Consider the following 17,981-nt stretch of genomic DNA (forward strand, 5'->3'; position numbering starts at 1 on the left):
TGCAGGATCGGGATCCTCTACCGCCGCATCAGTGCCACCAGCGACGAACGGTTGTGGATCGACAGCTTGGCGTAGATGCGCCGCAGGTGGTTCTCCACGGTATACTCCGAAAGCCCGGTGATGAAGGCGATTTCCTTGTTCAGCTTGCCCTCGCACACGAGGTCGGTCACTTCCTGCTCGCGTTTGGAGAGCGGGGTGGCGCTCGCCGCGTCGGTGCGGCGGAAATAGCTGCTGCGGAAGGTGCTGAGGCCGTTGGCGCGGTCCAGCAGGTCGCGCAACATGTGGCTCGCCACCATGTCCTGAAGGCGCGGGGCAAGCTGATCCAGCTGCGCCATCGGCACCGAACCGCGATGCTTGGTCGCACGCTTGCGGTGGAAGCCGATCGTCGAATAGACCCCCGGCATCAGCCGCCGGGTCGAGGCGCCGACAACGTCGATGCCGTAGTGGTACATGAACTGCCAGTACCGCCCGGATACTTGCGCGATGTTCCCGACCCGCATGTCCGATCCCGCCAGCACGCCATCGTCGTCCACCCGGTCCGGGCGTTCCTGAAGGCGCGGGTCGGTGAAGGGATCGTCGTGGAACACTGCATTGCTGTGATAGATGTGCTTCACCTCTTCCGAGATGCCGGTGTGGTAGAGGTAGGACAGCTGCGGCTTGTCTCCCATCCGGTCGCACAGGAATATTGATGCGCTGTCCAGCGCGCATGCCTTCACCACGTGCTGCGTGAATTCGCAAATATCGCCTGAAAGCCTGGCTTCCATCTCCACGTCGCTCTCCCAGTTCGGTTCCGGTTGTTCGGATACCTGCATGCCGTCTGCACATTGCGGCGCGGCCTGGGCGGCGCAGCTTGGGCAGTGTCTTCCATATAGGGAGAACGGCAGGGTTATGAAATAACGGGTTTCCGTCAATCCCCTCCGCGCGCCGCACCGCCTAGTCTCCTCCCACACAACGATGAAATGAGGATTCGAGGATGGCGAACGTGCGGGCAAGCAAAGTCGACGGCGGAGCGCTGGTGGCCCGAACGCTGAAGGAGGCGGGCGTCTCCACGGTCTTCGCGCTGCATGGCGGGCACCTGGACGCGGCCTTCAAGGGCTTTCTCGACGAGGACATCGAGCTGGTCGATGCGCGCCACGAGGCCTGCTCGGGCCACGCGGCCGAAGGCTGGGCGCGGGTGACCGGGGAGCTTGGCGCGTGCATGATAACTGCCGGGCCGGGCTTCACCAACGCGCTGACCTGTATGGCCAACGCGCGGCTGGACGGGACGCCGGTGCTGTTCATGGCAGGCGCGCCGCCGCTGCGCGAAGAGGCGCTCAACGTGCTGCAGGGCGGCGTCGACCAGATCGCGATGGCGACCCCGGTGGTCAAGCACGCGATTCGTATCACCGATCCCGATCGCATCCCCGATCTTCTGGCCAATGCGATCACCATTGCCCGCAATGGTCGTCCCGGCCCTGTCTTCGTGGAACTGCCGATCGACGTGATGGCGCGACCCGGCCGCATGCCATCCCCGGTACCACGTCCGGTCGAGCCGGTCGGCACCGCGCCGCTGCCTGCGCAAGTGGACGAGATCGTCGCGCTGCTGCGCAAGGCGAAGCGTCCGGTCGCGATCTTCGGCAGCCTGGCGCGCTATCAGGCAAGCGGAGAGCAGGTGCGCCGCTTCGTCGATGCGCTGGGTATTCCCGCCGTGTTCAGCAGCCGCGCGCTTGGCCTCCTGGACCCCGCGCATCCCGGCTATGCCCATGATCCCAGCGCCATCGCCGTGGCCACCGCACAGGGCGAACCGGCGGACCTGATCCTGATGATGGGCTCGCGCTTCGGGTTGTTCCTGGGCGGACGGACCCGCGTTTTCTTCCCCGAGGACGCGCCGATCGTGCAGGTCCATGCCGATGCCGCCGAGTTCGGCCGCATCCACCAGCCTGCCGTCGCCACCACGGCATCGGTCGGCGCCGTGCTTGATGCCGTGACTGCGGCCTGGACCGATGGCCCCTCCCGCTTCGAAAGCTGGCAGGGCACCATGTGCAAGGCCGCCGCCGCCGTTGGACAGGAGTTCACGCCCGAAACGCACTCGGGCCAGATCAATCCCTATTTCGCTGCGAAGGCCTCCGTCGAAGGTTCGCCCGAGGGCACCACTTACGTGCTCGAAGGCGGCGAGGCGGGGTTGTGGGCGGGTTATCACGCGCGGGTTTCCCACCCCGGCGGGGTGCTGACGTTCGGCCAGCTGGGGGCGCTTGGCGTTGGGTTCGGGCTCGCCATCGGCGCGGCCTATGCGCGGCCCGGCAAGCCGGTGGTGCAGATATCGGGAGACGGCGCGATCGGCTTCCACCTTCAGGAATTCGAGACGATGGTGCGCCAGAAGCTGCCGATCGTCACCGTGGTCCTCAACAACTCGTGCTGGGGCCAGTCGCTTCACGGCCAGCAGATCCTGTACGGCGAGAACTACAGCTGCATCTCGGTGCTGGGCGATATCCGCTACCATGAGATCGCGCAGGGCTTCGGCTGCTATGGCGAACGGGTGACGACGCTGGAGGAGATCGGCCCGGCCATCGCGCGCGCCTTCGCCTCGGGCAAGCCAGGGTGCATCGACGTGACGGTTGCCGCCGAAGTCGTCCTGCCGATGACCGCCGCGATGCTGGGCGAGGCGCGTGACGACGAGGTGATGGTGCCGTATTACGAGAACATCCAGCTGTGAAGGCGATGGTGCTCCATCGCGGGGCGATGACGCTGGAGGACGTGCCCGAGCCCGAACCGGCCAAGGGGCAAGTCCTCGTCGCTCCGCTTGCCTGCGGGGTTTGCGGCAGCGACCTGCATGCGCGCGATCATGCCGATCACTTATGCGCACTGCTTCACCGGGCAGGCTTTCGCGGCTTCATGGACCCTGCGCGGCCGGTGGTTATGGGGCACGAGTTCTGCGCAGAGCTGCTCGAATCAGCGTCGGGCTTGCCGGCAGGCGCGCGGGTAGTGGCGCAGCCGTTCCTGGTCGATGACGGCGGGCTGACGTTGATCGGCTATTCCAACCGCTACAACGGCGCCTTCGCGGAACGGATGCTGTTGCAAGCCGACGCGCTGCTGGCCGTGCCGGACAATGTGGATACGGATGTAGCAGCGATGACCGAGCCGCTGGCGGTGGCGGTCCATGCGGTGAACCAGTCGGGCGCCGACGGGACTTGCGCCTTTGCCGTCCACGGCTGCGGGCCGGTGGGTCTGTTCATCATCGCCCGGCTCAAGGCGCTGCGCCTTGGCCCGGTGCTGGCGGTGGAGCCCAACCCCGCTCGCCGCGCCATGGCCGAGCGTATGGGAGCCGATCAGGTCATCGCTCCCAATCCCGCTGCGGGCGCGGCATGGTGGCGGGAGAGCGACTTGCACATCGGTCTGTCCGATACGATGGCGGCGGCGTCGGGGGGCAAGCGCGCGGTGTTGTTCGAGTGCGTGGGCAAGCCCGGCATGCTTGCCGCGCTTGCAGAACATGCGCCCGTTGCCGCGACGATCGTGGTTGCGGGCGTGTGCATGGAGCCCGATGCCATCGAACCCTCGCTGCTGATCCAGAAGTCGATCCAGCTGCGTTTCGTCTTTGCCTACACCCCCGCTGAGTTCGCCCAGGCATTTGCGATGATCTGCGCCCGGCCCGACGCCCTGGCACCGCTGGTCACCGGCGAGACGACGTTGGCGCAGGCCGGACTGGCATTTGCATCACTTGCCGGTGGCGGCGACCAGATCAAGATGATGGTCAAGGCAACCTGAAGGAACAGAAGGAGAGGACCATGTACGAAGCCCTGCAATTCTATATCAATGGCCGCTGGGTCGCCCCATCGACCGATACCGTGATCGACGTGGTGAACCCCGCTGACGCGGGTGTCTCGGGCACGGTGGCGCTGGGCGGCGCGGCCGATGTCGATGCCGCCGTCAGCGCCGCGCGCCGCGCGTTCGACAGCTTTTCCCGAACCAGTGTGCGCGAGCGCGCCGAACTGCTCGACGCGGTAATTGCCGCTTACCAGCGCCGGGCCGAGGATCTGGCGAAAGCCATCACCGCCGAAATGGGAGCGCCCAACTGGCTGGCCAGCGCCGCGCAGGTGCCGATCGGTATCGGCCACCTAACGATCGCGCGGCAGATGCTGGACGGCTACGCCTTCCAGGAAAGCACCGGCACGACGCTGCTGGTTAAGGAGCCGGTCGGCGTCTGCGGCTTCATCACGCCATGGAACTGGCCGCTCAACCAGATCGCCTGCAAGGTCGCCCCGGCGCTGGCGGTGGGCTGTACGATGGTGCTCAAGCCTTCTGAAGTCGCGCCGTTTTCCGGCCATATCTTCGCCGAGATCATGGCCGAGGCGGGCGTGCCGGCAGGTGTGTTCAACCTTATCCACGGTGACGGGCCGGGCGTGGGCGCGGCGCTTTCCGCGCATCCGCAGGTGGACATGATGTCGTTCACCGGCTCCACTCGCGCCGGGGTGGAAGTGGCCCGCGCGGCGGCCCCCACCGTCAAGCGTGTGCATCAGGAACTGGGCGGAAAGTCGGCCAACATCGTCCTGCCCTCGGCCGATCTGAAGGCGGCGGTTGCGGGCGGCGTGGCGGCGATGATGGTCAACAGCGGCCAGTCCTGCAACGCGCCCTCGCGCATGCTGGTCCCGCACGCGCGCATGGAGGAAGCCAAGGCGATCGCCGCGCAAGCCGCCTCCGAACAGACCGTGGGCACGCCTGACAGCAACGCTAAGCTCGGCCCCGTGGTCAGCGAAGTGCAGTGGAACAAGATCCAGCGCCTGATCGAACAGGGCAGCGCCGAAGGCGCGACACTGGTGGCGGGCGGTCCGGGCCGCCCCGAAGGGCTGGGTAACGGCTACTACGTCAAGCCGACCGTGTTCGCTGATGTCACCAACGACATGACCATCGCTCGCGAGGAAATCTTCGGCCCTGTTCTCACCATCCTCGGCTACGATGACGAAGAACAGGCGATCGCCATCGCCAACGACACTGAATACGGCCTTGCCGCTTACGTGCAGGGGCCGCAAGCGGAGGCGCAGGCTATCGCCGCGCGGTTGCGGGCGGGGCAGGTGTCCCTGAACTACGCCGAACTGGACCTGACCGCGCCGTTCGGCGGTTACAAGCAGTCGGGCAACGGCCGTGAATGGGGCGCGCATGCCTTCGGGGAATTTCTTGAGGTCAAGGCGGTTATGGGAACGGCGCCCGCCGATGCCTGAACCCTCTATCCTCGCCCTGCTCGATGCCGCGCTCGCCGCGGATGCAGAGGCGACTGCGGTCATCTATCGCGGCGTGCACCGCAGCTTCTGCTGGCTGGATCGACGCAGCAACGGCTTCGCGGCGGCCTTGGTCGCCGCGGGCCTCGTGCCGGGCGAGCGGATGCTGCTGTGCCTCCAGAACGTGCCGGAGTTCCTGGTCGCACTGCTCGGCGCAGCCAAAGCGGGGGTGGTGACGGTGCCGGTCAATCCGATGTACCGCCGCCCCGAGATCGAGCGCATCGTTGCCGATTGCGAACCGGCGGCGGTCGTTTGCGAACTTGCGCATGCCGATGCGTTCGACACGTCGGTGCGCTTTACCGTAGGCGACGGCGGCAGCTTCCCGCAGACAGAGATCACCGAGCGCCCCGTGAAGGGCCCTGCCGATCCGCTGATGCTCGTCTACACCTCGGGCACCACCGGCAGGCCCAAGGGGGCAGTCATCAGCCACGCCAACCTGCTGGCGGGTGCGGAGTTCTACCGCAGCCAGGCCGACCTTCAGGCGGGCGAGCCGATCCTCGCAGCCGCGCCGCTGTTTCACGTTACAGGCCTCAGCGGCCACATCGGCGCGGCACTGGCCGCAGGGGCGCCGCTGATCCTCTCCTACCGCTTCCAGGCCGATGAGATGCTCGACCTTATCGAGCGTGAGCGTCCGGTGTTCTGCGTCGCCGCCATAACCGCGCTCGGCGCGCTGATCGATGCACCTACCTTCAACCCGGCGCGCGTCACAAGTCTGCGCACCGTGTTCTCCGGCGGTGCGCCTGTTGCGCCAGCGATGCGCGATCGCTTCCGCATGGCGACCGGCCTTACCTTGCGCAACGTCTATGGCCTGACCGAAACGGTCGCCCCGGTCATCGCCTGCCCATCCGCGCCCGATGCGCCGGTCGATCCGGCCACGGGCGCGCTGGCGGTGGGCAGAGCGGTGCGTGGCGTCACCGTCGCGGTGATCGGCGAGGAGGGCGCGGTCTGCCCAGTCGGCGAGGCGGGTGAGATCGTCGTCACTGGCCCCAGCGTCGTCAGCGCCTACTGGCGTAGCCCCCAGGCCACGCAAGAGGCCATGGGCGCGCTGGGCTTTCGCACCGGCGACATAGGCGTACGCGACGCTGACGGCTGGATCTACCTGATCGACCGCAAGAAAGATATGATCGTCGCCTCCGGCTTCAAGGTCTGGCCGCGCGAGGTGGAGGACACGCTCTACCAGCACCCCGCCGTGCGTGAAGCTGCCGTCGTCGGCGTGCCGGACAGCTACCGTGGTGAGACGGTCAAGGCGGTGGTGGTCCTTAGCGCTGGCGCTGCCTTGAGTGCTGACGATCTTGAGCAATTCTGTCGAAAACGGCTCGCAGCCTACAAAGTGCCTCGGATCATCGAGTTTCGCGACGGCCTGCCGAAGACAGCCACGGGCAAGATACTGCGCCGCGAATTGCGGAGCTGATTATTCCTCCGAGGTTTGCAACTGCGCGCAGACCTTTGGCATCCGCTCCGCTTCGCGCGGGCGTCAGTTCAATGGCAAGCGGTTCGTGGCAATTGTCCAAAAGGGGGCTGATTACGGAGTGAGTTATCCCGGGATTTGGCTAGGTCGTGCCGGTGGCGGACCGTCTGTTTTTAGGATGCTGCCGGATTAGTGACTATGGCCTCTAAGGGCGCGTAGTTGTCAGGCGCGACTGCGACGAGCGGGACAGTTTCGCCCGAGCGGCTCAGCTGTTGGCCGAGAGGCGATCGAGATAGGCGCAGAACATATCCGCGACCGCATCGGCATACACCTCGCTCCGCTCCAACAGATGGCGCTCCTCCGATATGCGCTTACCCGTTTCCGACATGGTCATCTTAATGGTCTCCATCGCGACCTCACGGCGATCCACAGCCAAGTCAGGGAGCACCTCCGCTATGAAGTCGCGCATGACCCCGGTCGCCCTTTCGCGGGGATCGTCTGCGAGCTCGGCATCGCGATAGTAAGGGGCGGCATCCGCAAGGGCGACGCGCATCTGCGCCTCCTCGCGCTCGGACCGGACAAAGGCGCGGACGAGATTGCGCATGCGCTCGAACGGTGGCTTCGATCGGTCCTCAAGGAGGCCGCAAAGCAACTCGACATTCTGCCGCCACTCGTCGGTCTGCAGGCGGAAGAGGATCGACGCCTTGTTCGGAAAATATTGGTAGAGCGAGCCCACGCTCACCCCCGCCCGCTCCGCGACTCGCGCCGTGGTGAACCGGTGTGCGCCCTGCTCGGCCAGAACGCGAGCGGCAGCTGTCAGAATGTCCTTGACCAGTTGGTTGGAGCGGGCCTGACGCGGCGCTTTGCGCGCACAAATCCCGGGTTTTTCACGGCCTGCCAAGGGTACATTCCCAAACGCGAATAACTAATGCGACGAATTAATCGTATTTTCGGGGTGGGCGCAAGATCGCCCAGACCCTCACGGAGAACAACATGACCACCCTGAATTCCGAGCCGGTCGCGCCCCTGCTCGACCGCCTCTTCACCGAGGCCGATGCGAGCCGGGCCGACATCCCCGCAGCCTTCGCCGGCATGACCGATGATCAGGCCCACGCCATGCTCGGAAGCCGGACCGAGTATCTCGACCTCTACACGCGGATGAAGGATCTACCCCTCCCTGTATCCCGCGAAGCCGGCTCCCTACTTTATATGCTAGCGCGCTTTGGCAACGCCCGCTCAATCGTTGAATTTGGCACCTCATTCGGCATCTCCACGCTGCATCTGGCAGCCGCAATCCGGGACAATGGCGGCGGTCGGGTCATCACCACCGAGTTCGAACCGTCGAAGATCGCGCGCGCCCGGAGTAATCTCGAGGCCGGGGGCCTGCTCGACCTTGTCGAAATCCGTGAGGGCGACGCTTTGATGACGCTTGGCCGCGATCTGCCTAAAAGCATTGATCTCGTTCTGCTCGATGGCGCCAAGGGTCTCTACAACGACGTCCTCGACCTGCTGGAGAGCCGTTTACGCCCCGGCGCCCTCCTCCTCGGCGACAATGCCGATATGTGCCCCGATTATCTGGAACGGGTTCGTGCTATCGGCAGCGGATATCTTTCGATCCCGTTCGCCGACGACGTCGAACTCTCTATGAAGATCGGCTGATCGACCAAAAAGAACTCCGAATTGGGCGATCGACCAAGCCGCTACCGGACAGATGAACTAGCGGCCGCTCTCAGCATCTGTGAAAGCGGCCAGGAACGGAAAAAATGGTCACTGAACAGACATCGTGCGACGCGTGCTCGGTTGGCCATTCCCCACCCAATACAGACTATGCAACTTATCCGCTTGCCCTAGCTCAATGGAAAAAGGACCGCACCGCCAGAAGGGATGGCGGTGCAGCCTTCGTCAGACCTGAACGGGCGGATCAGCCCAGCGCGATGGTGGTCTCATCAAAGAGCGAATCCACGCTCATCCGCTCGGGGATTATCTTTTGTTCCCATGCCCACTGGATCGCCATTTCCAGGCCCTTGCGATTTGCCTCCATCCCCATGGGCGGGAACGGATCGGGCAGACCACCCTCGGTAAGGTCACGGCTTTCGCCAATCATGCGATAGAGTTCGCGGACCACGTCGGGGCGGTTAAGGGCGATGTCCTCATGCACCACGAACACGTGGTTGATCGGCACCACGCCTTCGCGCGCAAACCAGTCCTTCGCGGCATTGAAGGGATCGGAAACCAGCCTCTCGACGCGCGGGTCCTTGGGCAGGTCCACGCCCTGGAGCGTCGCGGCCAGTTCGCCGTCCAGCATCATCTGGCCGATATCCGAGCCCTTGGGCAGGCGCACGCAGTTGTCAGGGTCAGCATATTCGAGCAGGTGCCCCTCGCCCACCGTCATCCATGTCACCTTGTCGAGATCGACGCCGTATTCATGCTGGAGGATGCCGCGCACCCACAGGCCCGTGGTTTGCGCATAAGTGCGCACGCCGACCTGCTTGCCCTCGATGTCCTTGGGGTCGATGTGCCCGAGGTCACGGTTGAAGCCCGCGCAGTGGTGCTGGAACCGGCCCGAGACCGGCGCCGGCAGCATCACGTAAGGCTTACCGTACGTTCGCGCCTGAAGATAGGTCACGATCGCCAGTTCCCCGCAGTCGAAGGCGTCCTCGCGCAGCATCGGCTTGAAGCCGTTCTGCGCCAGCGGCGGCCCGCAGAAGTCGAGCTTGACGATGTCCGAGGACACCCGCCCGTCCTTGAGCGCCGCGGTCTGCGGATAGTCCTGCACGTTCGCGCGCAGGGTGAGCACGTCTGTAGTGGTCATGGGGCCTTGCATCCTTCCCGGATCAGTAGAGCTTGACTTCGATCAGGCAGGGGCCGTCCGTCTGCGCGGAACGGACCATCTCCTTGTGGAAATCCTCGGCGCTGGAAACCTGTACGCCGGGCACGCCCATCGACTTGGCCATCGCCACCCAGTCGATGGTAGGGCGGTCGATGTCGATCATCGCCATGGCCTGCGGGCCGGGGGTCACCCCTGCCCCCATGTTGGTGTATTCGGCCTTGAGGATGGCGTACTGGTTGTTGGCGAAGATGATCGTGGTGACCGGCAGGCCCTCGCGCGCCTGGGTCCACAGCGACTGGATCGTGTACATCGCGCTGCCGTCGCCGACCATGCAGAAGGTCCGCCGGTCGGGGCAGGCAAGCGCCGCGCCGGTGGCGACGGGGGTGCCATAGCCGATCGAACCGCCCATGTTGTTGATCAGGTCATGCGGGCGGGCGCCCATCGTCAGTCCCATGGTCTGGCGGCCGGTGGTGAGCGATTCATCGACGAGGATGGCGTTCTCTGGCAGCGCCGCCGAAAGGGCCTGGGCGATCGTCTCGGGCGTCAGCGCCCCGGACGGGGCCGAGGCTTCGATGCGCTCCTGCACAAAGCCCGGCGTGTCCCTGAGGCCCAGAGCCTCCACCAGCATTTCGAGGCCCAGCGCGCTGTCCTCGTCCACATCGACCAGCGGGTGGACCGTGGTGCCCGGCGCCTTGAGCAGGCTGGGCTGGTCGGGATAAGCGAAGAACGCCACTGGCTCACGCGTTTCGAGCGTGACGATGTGCTTGAAGTCCTTGAGGAACGCCTGTCCCAGCGGCACCGCATAAGGGATGCGCTCCAGGGGCGTGCGACCGGCGCCGCGCTCGATGCGGGCGGTGAAGAACTGCGAGCCGAGGCGGCAGCCGGTCCCGGCGGCGATCTTGCCGGCCAGTTCCAGCGCGCGGCCCCGCGTCGCCTTGTTGCCCAGGATCAGCAGCGTCGGCTCGCCCGAGCGCAGCACCTTGGCGACCTGCTCGACCCGCGCGGCATCGGGCGCGGAGCGGCGAGACGCGCCCTGAACCGGCACGCGGCCCTCGCCCGCATCCTTCCAGGCCGTGTCGCCGGGCAGGATCAGCGTGGCTATCTGGCCGGGGTGCTCGCTTGCCTTCGCGACGGCGCTGGCGGTGTCCCAGGCGATCGTGGCGGAGCTTTCGGCGCGGCGCACCCAGTGGCTGAGCGGGCGAGCCAGCCCCTCGATGTCCGAGGTGAGCGGCGGGTCGTACTTGAGGTGCGAGGCGGAATGTTCGCCGACGATGTTGACCATGCCCGAACTGGCGCGCTTGGCGTTGTGAATGTTCGACAGGCCGTTGGCGAGGCCGGGGCCCAGATGCAGCAGCGTCGAGGCCGGGGTGTCCTTCATGCGATACCAGCCGTCCGCCGCGCCGGTGCACACGCCTTCGTAGAGGCACAGCACGCTCTTCATCCGCGGATTGTCGAGCGCCGCCAGAAAGTGCATCTCGGACGTGCCGGGATTGGCGAAGCAGATGTCTACGCCATTGTCCACGAGCGTGTTGACGAGCGACTGCGCGCCGGTTCGGTTGGTATCGCTCATGTTCAATACCCCGCCAGTTCACGGCCCTGGCCGACCACGCCGTAACTGCGGCTGGGGGCGGACATCAGGAATTTGTAGCCCTCCGCGATTAGGCGCTCGACGTTCTTGGCATTGGTGTGGGGGTTGCCCACGACGACATTGTGCTTGTGGCAGGTCTCGACGATCTTCGACATCGCACCCATCACCTCTGGATGCTCGTACTGGCGCGCGTAACCCAGCGCCTGCGACAGGTCGCCCTCGCCGATCAGCACGAAGCCGATGCCCGGCACGTTGCCGAGGATATCGTCGAGGTTCTCGATCGCCTCGGGGCTTTCGCACATCATGCCGACCAGCAGTTCGCCGTGCGGCGCCAGCGGCCAGACATCGGCCCTGGCGTAGTATTCGGGCTGGCTGACGCCCCAGTAGCGCGCGGCGGTTGCCGGGCCGTCGCCGCGAATGCCCTTGGGCTCGTAGAGTGCGGCGCCGGTCGGCTTGGCATAGCGGGCCGAGGCGACCATGTTGTAGGCCTGCTCCACCGTCGAGACGTGCGGGGTGATGACGCCGTAGACGCCCCGGTCCAGCACCTGCTTGGCCTGGAACTGGTTCATCTCCGCCCCGTTCGCCGGGATGCGCGCAATCGGAGTGACCGAAGGCGCCACCGACCCGCTCTCGGCGATCTTCTTGCGGTTGAGCATGTATTGCAAGGCATCGCCCAGCCCCGCCACGTCGTAGGGGTTGTGCTCCATCTCGAACACCACGCCGTCATACGGCGCGTCGGTCATTTCCTGCGCGCTCAGCTTGTCCACCTTGGTGAAGCAGGTGAAGGCCGGCTTGCCGGATTCGAAGGCGCGGATGATGCCGTTGAGGCGCTGGTCGGTCATTATGTGGTCTTTCGTTCGGGAAGGACGGCCCGCCGCCTGCGGGCGGGCCGGGTCGTTGCATCAGTCCTCGGGCTGCCAGTACATGAAGCCCATGCCCTCGCCGGTGCCGGCCTCGGTGCGCCAGCACGGCACGTAATCCACCAGCGTCATCTGCGCGCCGGTCTGCTGCAGCGCCATCATGACGATCGAGTAGATCTTCACCTCCGACGTGCCTGACTGGTAATAGCCGTCGGGGATCGCCGCGAGGCCCTCGTAATCGTAGGCGGCGAGCTTCTCCATCACGTCGCGGTCGAACGCCTCGTCGTTGACGAAGTGCGAAAGCCCGCCCGACGCGATCACTGCGACGCGGATGTCGTCCGGCCACGCTTCGATCGACTCCCGCAACACGCGGCCGAACTCGATGCAGCGCGCCATCGAAGGCTGGGTCGGCGGGTAGAACAAGTTGAACAGCACCGGCACGTGCGGTGGCACATCGTCGCCCATGATCTGGTGATAGACGAAGCTGTAGGCGTGCGGGACCACCGGGTAGTCCGGCGCATAGCCCTGGCGCTTTTCCATCCAGGTATTCTGCGGCCAGGCCTGCAGATCGTTGAGGTCGAAGTTCTCTTCCTGGAACTTCTTGATCAGATAAGTCGCGAATTCAGGATAAGCCTTGTGCACGACATGGTGATCAGGCGCATAGACGGCACGCTGCGGCGGACCATTGTGGACTTCCGCGCCGGTGTAGATGGTGATCGAGGGCGACTGGTCGGGCCAGATTTCCTTCTGGTCCTTGCCCAGCACGATGCACACGTCGATCTCCGCGCGCTGGTAGGCGGCGGCCATCTCGTCGAGCGCGGCACGGCAGCGGGCGGCGCGGGTCGTGCGTTCTTCCAGCGTCAGGAAGGGCGCGAAGGCGGCGCGGCGCTCGGCCTCCAGCTCGGAATAGGTCCAGGTCCGACCCTGATACCACAGTTCGGGGTTGTTGCGATCCCGCTGCCCGTTGGTCAGCCAATCCTCCGGGGCCTGACCCAGCATCCCGCTGTGCGGAACCGCCATGCCGAATACGATCTGCGCCATTACATCCTTATCCCATCAAAATAGAGCGTGCGATCCTGCGCCAGGATCTAGAAGCGCGCGGGAGCCACCGCCAATCCAATGTGTGCCCCGGGTGATTGCATCGCTTGCCTTACTCGCCGATTTCGAGCGCGACCTTGGGCGCCCATTGCGGGCGCAACAGAATCCATGTCGCGGCGGCGCCGATGATCAGGAACACGAAGATCACCAGCATCGGCAGGTCGTAGCTGCCGCTCACATGGAGCAGCCAGCCCGACAAGCCCGCGGCGACACCGCCGGCAAGGCTGGTGGCGACCTGCTGCACGCCCGTCGCCAGGCCGATCGCCGGCTTGGGGATCAGAGTAAGGCGGCACAGCGCCAAATTGTTAGCGGTGGCGAGGCCCAGGAATGAAAGCGAGAAGACGTTCCAGAACAGCGCCGCGTTCAGGGAATCCGCATGGGCGCCCAGCAGCACCGTGCAGGCCCCCACGAAACCAGCGATGACGAAGGCCTTGCGCACGAAGACCGGGTCACCGCCGCGCGCGATCAGCCTGTCGGCGATCCAGCCAGCGATGACGGCGACGATCGCTATCCCTGCAAAGCTGAAGAAGGTGAACAGCCCCGAACGTTCCAGCGAGAGGCCGCGCTGCTCCACGAGGTAGGCCGGCATCCACGTCATGCAGAAGAACGTGAAGTAGCCGTAGCAGAAGTTCACGATCATCGTGCCCCAGATCAGCGGGCTGGCAAGGATGCTGGCGAACGTCACCGAGGAAGCCTTGCGGCGGATTTCCGCCATGTCCTCGCGGCGCGGCAGATCGCTCTTGACCAGGAACATCCACGGCAACAGCCAGACGAGGCCGACCGCGCCGGTCAGGATGAACATCACCCGCCAGTCGTAGGCGGTGATCAGCCAGGCCGCGATCGGCGCGCCTATAGCCGGGCCAAACTTGTTGCCCATCGCGAAGATCCCCACGGCGGTGCCGTTCTGGCCTTCCTTGAAGTTGTTGCGAATCCAGCGATAGCTGGCGGGCATCACCACTGCCTCGGCGGCGCCGACAATCACCCGCATCAACACCAGCGCGAACAGGGTGGAGATGAACCCGGTCAGCGCCGTCGCCGCGCACCACAGCACGAAGCAGGTTGTATAGGGCGTCTTCACCCCGTAGCGATCGACGATCCAGCCCGCCGGTATCTGGATCAGACCGTAGGACCAGAAGAAGGCCGAATTGACCAGTCCGCGATCCACGCTGGTCATCCCGAAGTGCTGCACGAACGGCGCATCCGCCAGCGCCGAGGAAATACTCGTGCGGTCGACGAAGGCGATCATCACGCCGAGCGCAAGGAGGAACAGCACGGCCCAAGGCGTAGCTGCGGGCAGTGCCACTCTCTGCGCCTCGGCAGGCGGCCTCGATTGTTCGATTGCCTTGGCCATTTCGGTCCTCTCCACGTTTTTCAACTTCGACTGCGCGCCGGCGATCGTCAATCTGCCAGGGCCGGGTAGAGCTTCTGCGCGGTCTTCGCGAATATCCATTCGCGGTCCTCGTCAGACAGGCAGGCGAGGCGCGCCTGGGCGGTTGCCTTGATCTCGCCCAGTGTGCCGGGCGAAGTCGGATAATTAGAGCCCCAGGCCAGGCGCTGCGCACCAAACGCATCGACGAACTTGGGAAACAGCGTCTCGGCTGTGGCGGACCCCTTGACGGAGTCGCCCATGATGCGCGGGGTCAGCTTGAAGAAAATGTTCTCCACGGGCGCGAGGTCGAAGAGGCTTTGCGCGGCGGCATAAGGCGGCCCGTCGCTCACGTCCGGACGGCCGAGGTGATCGAGGATGATCGGCACGTTCGGGAAGCGCCGGGCCAGCGCGGTCACGGCGGCGAGGCCGACCGGGCCGGTCTGGATGCACATGGTCAGACCCAGTTCGGCCAGCAGTTCCCACGCCGGGTAGGCGCGCGGATCGTCGAGTTCGCTGGGGTCGAAGTCCTTGGTCGAGCCGCCGGTGAAGACGCGCAGGCCTGCCAGCCCCTTATCCACCCAGCCACGGATGGTATCGACGGCATCTGGTGCAAGCACGTCCACCGATCCCACCGCGATCAGACGGCCCGGATAGCGGTTGCAGGCATCGACGACATAGCTGTTGTCGAACCCGTAGGTGGTCGAGGAGTGGACTACCGCCGCCTTGGCGACGCCGGCCTCGTCCATCGAGGCTATCAGCGTCTCGACCGTGCTTGGCCGCTCCTGCGACCAGTCCGAACGCAGGCCGAACAGCGGCGCGGGGGGATAGGCGGCCTCGTCGTCCGAAATGACGTGAGGATGGATATCGACGAATGGGGAAGTCATGCACCTGTCTCCTGCCAAGGGCGCTGCGCGCGCCTCGGGTGCCTTTGTTGTCGTCGGTGTTGTGGGGCCGGCATCGGACCGGCAGGGAGTTGATAGTCAGCCGCGAGGGATAACTTGTGGGCTTCGAGGGTGGGCTAGTGCCGTGCATCCCAAACATTGGAACACGCCAGCACCCCGAGCTTGTTTCTGCGTCACTGGGGTCGGCGTGCCGGGAGGAGGTTCACTTTCCCTCCCCCCGATCCACCTTTTAAAGCCCTTTCGCCTTCAGACGCGCGTCGAGACGCGGGTAGACACGGCGGGCGTTGTCTTCATAGATCGCCTTGCGATCGGAGTCGGAAAGTAGCTCGCAAGCATCGACGTAGCGCTTGGTGTCGTCGAAGTATTCGCCCGTATTCGGATCGCGCCCGCGCACCGCGCCGATCATCTCGGAACCGAACAGCACATTCGACGTCGGCACTACCTTGGTCAGCAGTTCCACACCGGGATGATGGTAGACGCAGGTATCGAAGTAGATGTTGTCGAGCAACCCTTCGAGGGGGCGGTCCATCATCTCCAGCGACATGCCGCGATAGCGGCCCCAGTGGTACGGCACCGCGCCGCCGCCGTGTGGAATAACCAGGCGCAGCGTCGGAAAGTCCTTGAACAGATCGCTCTGCAGGATCTGCATGAACACCGAGGTATCGGCGTTCAGGTAATGCGCGCCGGTGCCGTGGAAGTTGGGATTGCACGAGGCGGCGACGTGGACCATGCCCGGTACGTCGAGATCGCACAGCGCCTCGAACAGCGGATACCACTCGCGGTCAGTAAAGGGCTTGCCGGTCCAGTAACCGCCGGTCGGGTCCGGGTTGATGTTGACGCCCACGAAGCCCAGTTCCTCCACCACACGGCGCAGTTCCGGGATCGAGTTCTTCGGCGGCGCGGCAGGGCTCTGCGGCAGCATCGCGACGGGCACGAAGTTGTCCGGGTACATCTCGGTGACGCGGTAGACCAGGTCGTTGGAGATGGTCGCCCATTCCAGGCTGGTGCGCTCGTTGCCGAGGTGATGGCTCATCAGGCCTGCGATCGGCGAGAACAGCGTGAAATCGCTGCCACGCTCCTGCTGTAGCTTGAGCTGGCCGCCTTCGATGCCCTCGCGGATCTGCTCGTCGGTGACATGGGCGTCGGCGAGGGCGGGCGCGTTGGCCTCGTCGTCCGCGGCGGCGACCTGCGCGGCGCGCCAATCGCGGAAGTGCTTGGGCACGGTCGTGAAATGACCGTGGCAATCGATGATCATGGGATTCTCCGTGGGTTTCCTGAAAGACGCCGGCTCAGACGCGAACGGGCGCCTTGAGCGGATCGACGAAGAGTTCTTCCATCGACATACGGCGCGGGGTCAGGCCCTGCTTGAAGGCAGTCTGCTCCAGCGCCTCGATCGTCGCGCGGTTCTCCTCGATGCCGTAGGGCAGCGGGTCGGGACCGACGATCTTCTGTAGCGCGCGGTACTTGTCGGCACCGCCGCCGGTCGCCTCGCCGGAATCGAGCTTTGCCAGCCATTCCTCCTTGGCGCGGGTAAAGGCGTCGTTGAGCGAGCGGGCGATCCAGGGGTGCTCCGCCAGGATCGAATCTTTGATCACGATCGTGCCGTGCATCGGGTAGACGCCAGTGCGTGCGTAGTATTCGGCTTCGGCCTCGGCGGCATTGGGGATGAGATCGACGTAGGCGCTGGTATCGACTTCCTGCCAGCCGCCGGTCGGCGCGCCGGTGCGGCCGATGCCTGCCGCCGCCTCGACCCCGGCCTGGATCTCGTCTGCTGCCATCATGTCCGCCAGCGAGCGGCCTTCGGGCGCGTGCTGGACGTTGGCCGGTAGCTGGAGTTGGGTGACGTGCTCCTCGTCGTCGACGATCCAGGTGACCTTGGAATTGTCCATGCCGTATTCGTCGATGAAGACCTGGCGGATCCATACGCCGGTCGTCACCGAGTAGGCGCGCACGCCGACCTTCCGGCCTTCCAGGTCCTTGGGAGAGTTGATGCCGGAATCGGGCTTCACCAGCATGCCGCCGTGGTGGAAGCGGCGCACCACGAAGATCGGCAGGCCGACGAACGGCGCCCCGTAAGCGCGGGCAATGATGTAAGTGGTCGGCGCCAGCTCGCACACGTCGAACTCGACATCGCGCACCATCCGACGGAAGGCGCCGATCTGCGGCTTGACGGTGATGAACTCGGGCTCGACCCCTTCGATCTTGATGCTGCCGTCGCGGATAGCGGACGTGTGCGGATGTTCGGCAATCGCCAGCTTAAGGCGGACTTTCTGGCTCAAGGTCGCTCTCCTTGGGATGAGTTTAAGGACGACAACGGCGTGCTTGTGCAACGTCCGAAACGCTTGTCCGCGAAAAGCATCGCCTACCCCTCTTAAGTCAACGCGCACCGCTCCGGAACCAAGCGGCACCGGCGCACAATTTATAGTCCCGCCGGTTCCGCCGGACCGCGCAGGCGATAGGATTCACGCCGATCAGGATATAATTTTTGCGCATCCAGCAATAGGTTCATCGGTGCTGGAATCCGCTGATGGTGCACTGCGGAGTCAGGGTATCGCGGGCGAGACAGAGATCATAACATCCACAATCTAAAAGATCTTTTTACTTCTCTTCGTCGTTGTGCCGCTACCTTGCCTCGATGTCATGATGCAGCCGCGAAAGCCTTTCGACCCCCTGCCCT

At 65.0% G+C, this 17,981-nt stretch carries 15 protein-coding genes; 5 read left to right on the plus strand and 10 right to left on the minus strand.

Features of this window, described 5'->3' with window-relative positions; genetic code table 11:
* Window positions 1–17: 17 nt before the first annotated feature.
* Window positions 18–812, minus strand: coding sequence for a helix-turn-helix transcriptional regulator (locus PKE80_RS09275; RefSeq protein WP_271182248.1), 795 nt, complete (start codon window positions 810–812; stop codon window positions 18–20).
* Window positions 813–982: 170 nt separating this feature from the next.
* Here PKE80_RS09275 and PKE80_RS09280 point away from each other — a divergent pair, with 170 nt between their 5' ends.
* The 4 genes from PKE80_RS09280 to PKE80_RS09295 are packed head-to-tail and all read left to right on the plus strand — an operon-like array spanning window position 983 to window position 6,660.
* The gene (locus tag PKE80_RS09280) at window positions 983–2,692 is read left to right on the plus strand and encodes a thiamine pyrophosphate-binding protein (RefSeq protein WP_271182249.1); all 1,710 of its coding nucleotides are present in this window, start codon (window positions 983–985) and stop codon (window positions 2,690–2,692) included.
* A gap of 5 nt (window positions 2,693–2,697) precedes the next feature.
* Window positions 2,698–3,741, plus strand: a complete 1,044-nt coding sequence (locus PKE80_RS09285; RefSeq protein ID WP_271182290.1) for a zinc-binding dehydrogenase — start codon at window positions 2,698–2,700, stop codon at window positions 3,739–3,741.
* Window positions 3,742–3,761: 20 nt separating this feature from the next.
* The gene (locus tag PKE80_RS09290) at window positions 3,762–5,192 is read left to right on the plus strand and encodes an aldehyde dehydrogenase family protein (protein ID WP_271182250.1); all 1,431 of its coding nucleotides are present in this window, start codon (window positions 3,762–3,764) and stop codon (window positions 5,190–5,192) included.
* Entirely contained in the window at window positions 5,185–6,660 is a 1,476-nt protein-coding gene (locus PKE80_RS09295; RefSeq protein ID WP_271182251.1) for a class I adenylate-forming enzyme family protein, read from the plus strand. Before PKE80_RS09290 ends, PKE80_RS09295 begins: the two co-directional genes overlap by 8 nt.
* A 262-nt stretch (window positions 6,661–6,922) precedes the next feature.
* On the opposite strand, the gene PKE80_RS09300 is transcribed toward PKE80_RS09295, so the two are convergent.
* Complete coding sequence (locus PKE80_RS09300) at window positions 6,923–7,558, minus strand: TetR/AcrR family transcriptional regulator (RefSeq protein WP_271182252.1); 636 nt, start codon at window positions 7,556–7,558, stop codon at window positions 6,923–6,925.
* Window positions 7,559–7,650: 92 nt separating this feature from the next.
* Between PKE80_RS09300 and PKE80_RS09305 the strand changes: the two genes are divergently transcribed.
* Entirely contained in the window at window positions 7,651–8,316 is a 666-nt protein-coding gene (locus PKE80_RS09305; RefSeq protein ID WP_271182253.1) for an O-methyltransferase, read from the plus strand.
* 262 nt (window positions 8,317–8,578) lie between these two features.
* Here the strand turns inward: PKE80_RS09305 and PKE80_RS09310 are convergent, their stop codons facing one another.
* From PKE80_RS09310 to PKE80_RS09345, 8 genes are all read right to left on the minus strand, one after another.
* Window positions 8,579–9,469: a type 2 periplasmic-binding domain-containing protein gene (locus PKE80_RS09310; protein ID WP_271182254.1), complete on the minus strand. Its 891-nt coding sequence runs from the start codon at window positions 9,467–9,469 to the stop codon at window positions 8,579–8,581.
* A gap of 22 nt (window positions 9,470–9,491) precedes the next feature.
* On the minus strand, window positions 9,492–11,057 hold the full coding sequence (locus PKE80_RS09315; RefSeq protein WP_271182255.1) for an acetolactate synthase large subunit: 1,566 nt from the start codon (window positions 11,055–11,057) through the stop codon (window positions 9,492–9,494).
* A gap of 2 nt (window positions 11,058–11,059) precedes the next feature.
* Window positions 11,060–11,917 (minus strand): HpcH/HpaI aldolase family protein, encoded by an 858-nt coding sequence (locus tag PKE80_RS09320; RefSeq protein ID WP_271182256.1) that lies wholly within the window; start codon window positions 11,915–11,917, stop codon window positions 11,060–11,062.
* Between the two features lie 60 nt (window positions 11,918–11,977).
* The gene (locus PKE80_RS09325) at window positions 11,978–12,976 is read right to left on the minus strand and encodes a DODA-type extradiol aromatic ring-opening family dioxygenase (RefSeq protein WP_271182257.1); all 999 of its coding nucleotides are present in this window, start codon (window positions 12,974–12,976) and stop codon (window positions 11,978–11,980) included.
* A 109-nt stretch (window positions 12,977–13,085) separates the two neighbouring features.
* Window positions 13,086–14,336 (minus strand): MFS transporter, encoded by a 1,251-nt coding sequence (locus tag PKE80_RS09330; RefSeq protein WP_271182258.1) that lies wholly within the window; start codon window positions 14,334–14,336, stop codon window positions 13,086–13,088.
* 95 nt (window positions 14,337–14,431) lie between these two features.
* Window positions 14,432–15,286, minus strand: coding sequence for an amidohydrolase family protein (locus PKE80_RS09335; RefSeq protein WP_271182259.1), 855 nt, complete (start codon window positions 15,284–15,286; stop codon window positions 14,432–14,434).
* Window positions 15,287–15,533: 247 nt separating this feature from the next.
* A complete protein-coding gene (locus PKE80_RS09340; protein WP_271182260.1) occupies window positions 15,534–16,559 on the minus strand; it encodes an amidohydrolase family protein in 1,026 nt (341 codons plus the stop codon).
* Between the two features lie 34 nt (window positions 16,560–16,593).
* A complete protein-coding gene (locus PKE80_RS09345; protein WP_271182261.1) occupies window positions 16,594–17,583 on the minus strand; it encodes a PhnD/SsuA/transferrin family substrate-binding protein in 990 nt (329 codons plus the stop codon).
* Between the last annotated feature and the right edge of the window lie 398 nt (window positions 17,584–17,981).

Origin of the sequence: Novosphingobium resinovorum (assembly GCF_027922145.1) — a bacterium.
In the GTDB taxonomy this organism is placed as follows: Bacteria; Pseudomonadota; Alphaproteobacteria; order Sphingomonadales; family Sphingomonadaceae; genus Novosphingobium; species Novosphingobium resinovorum.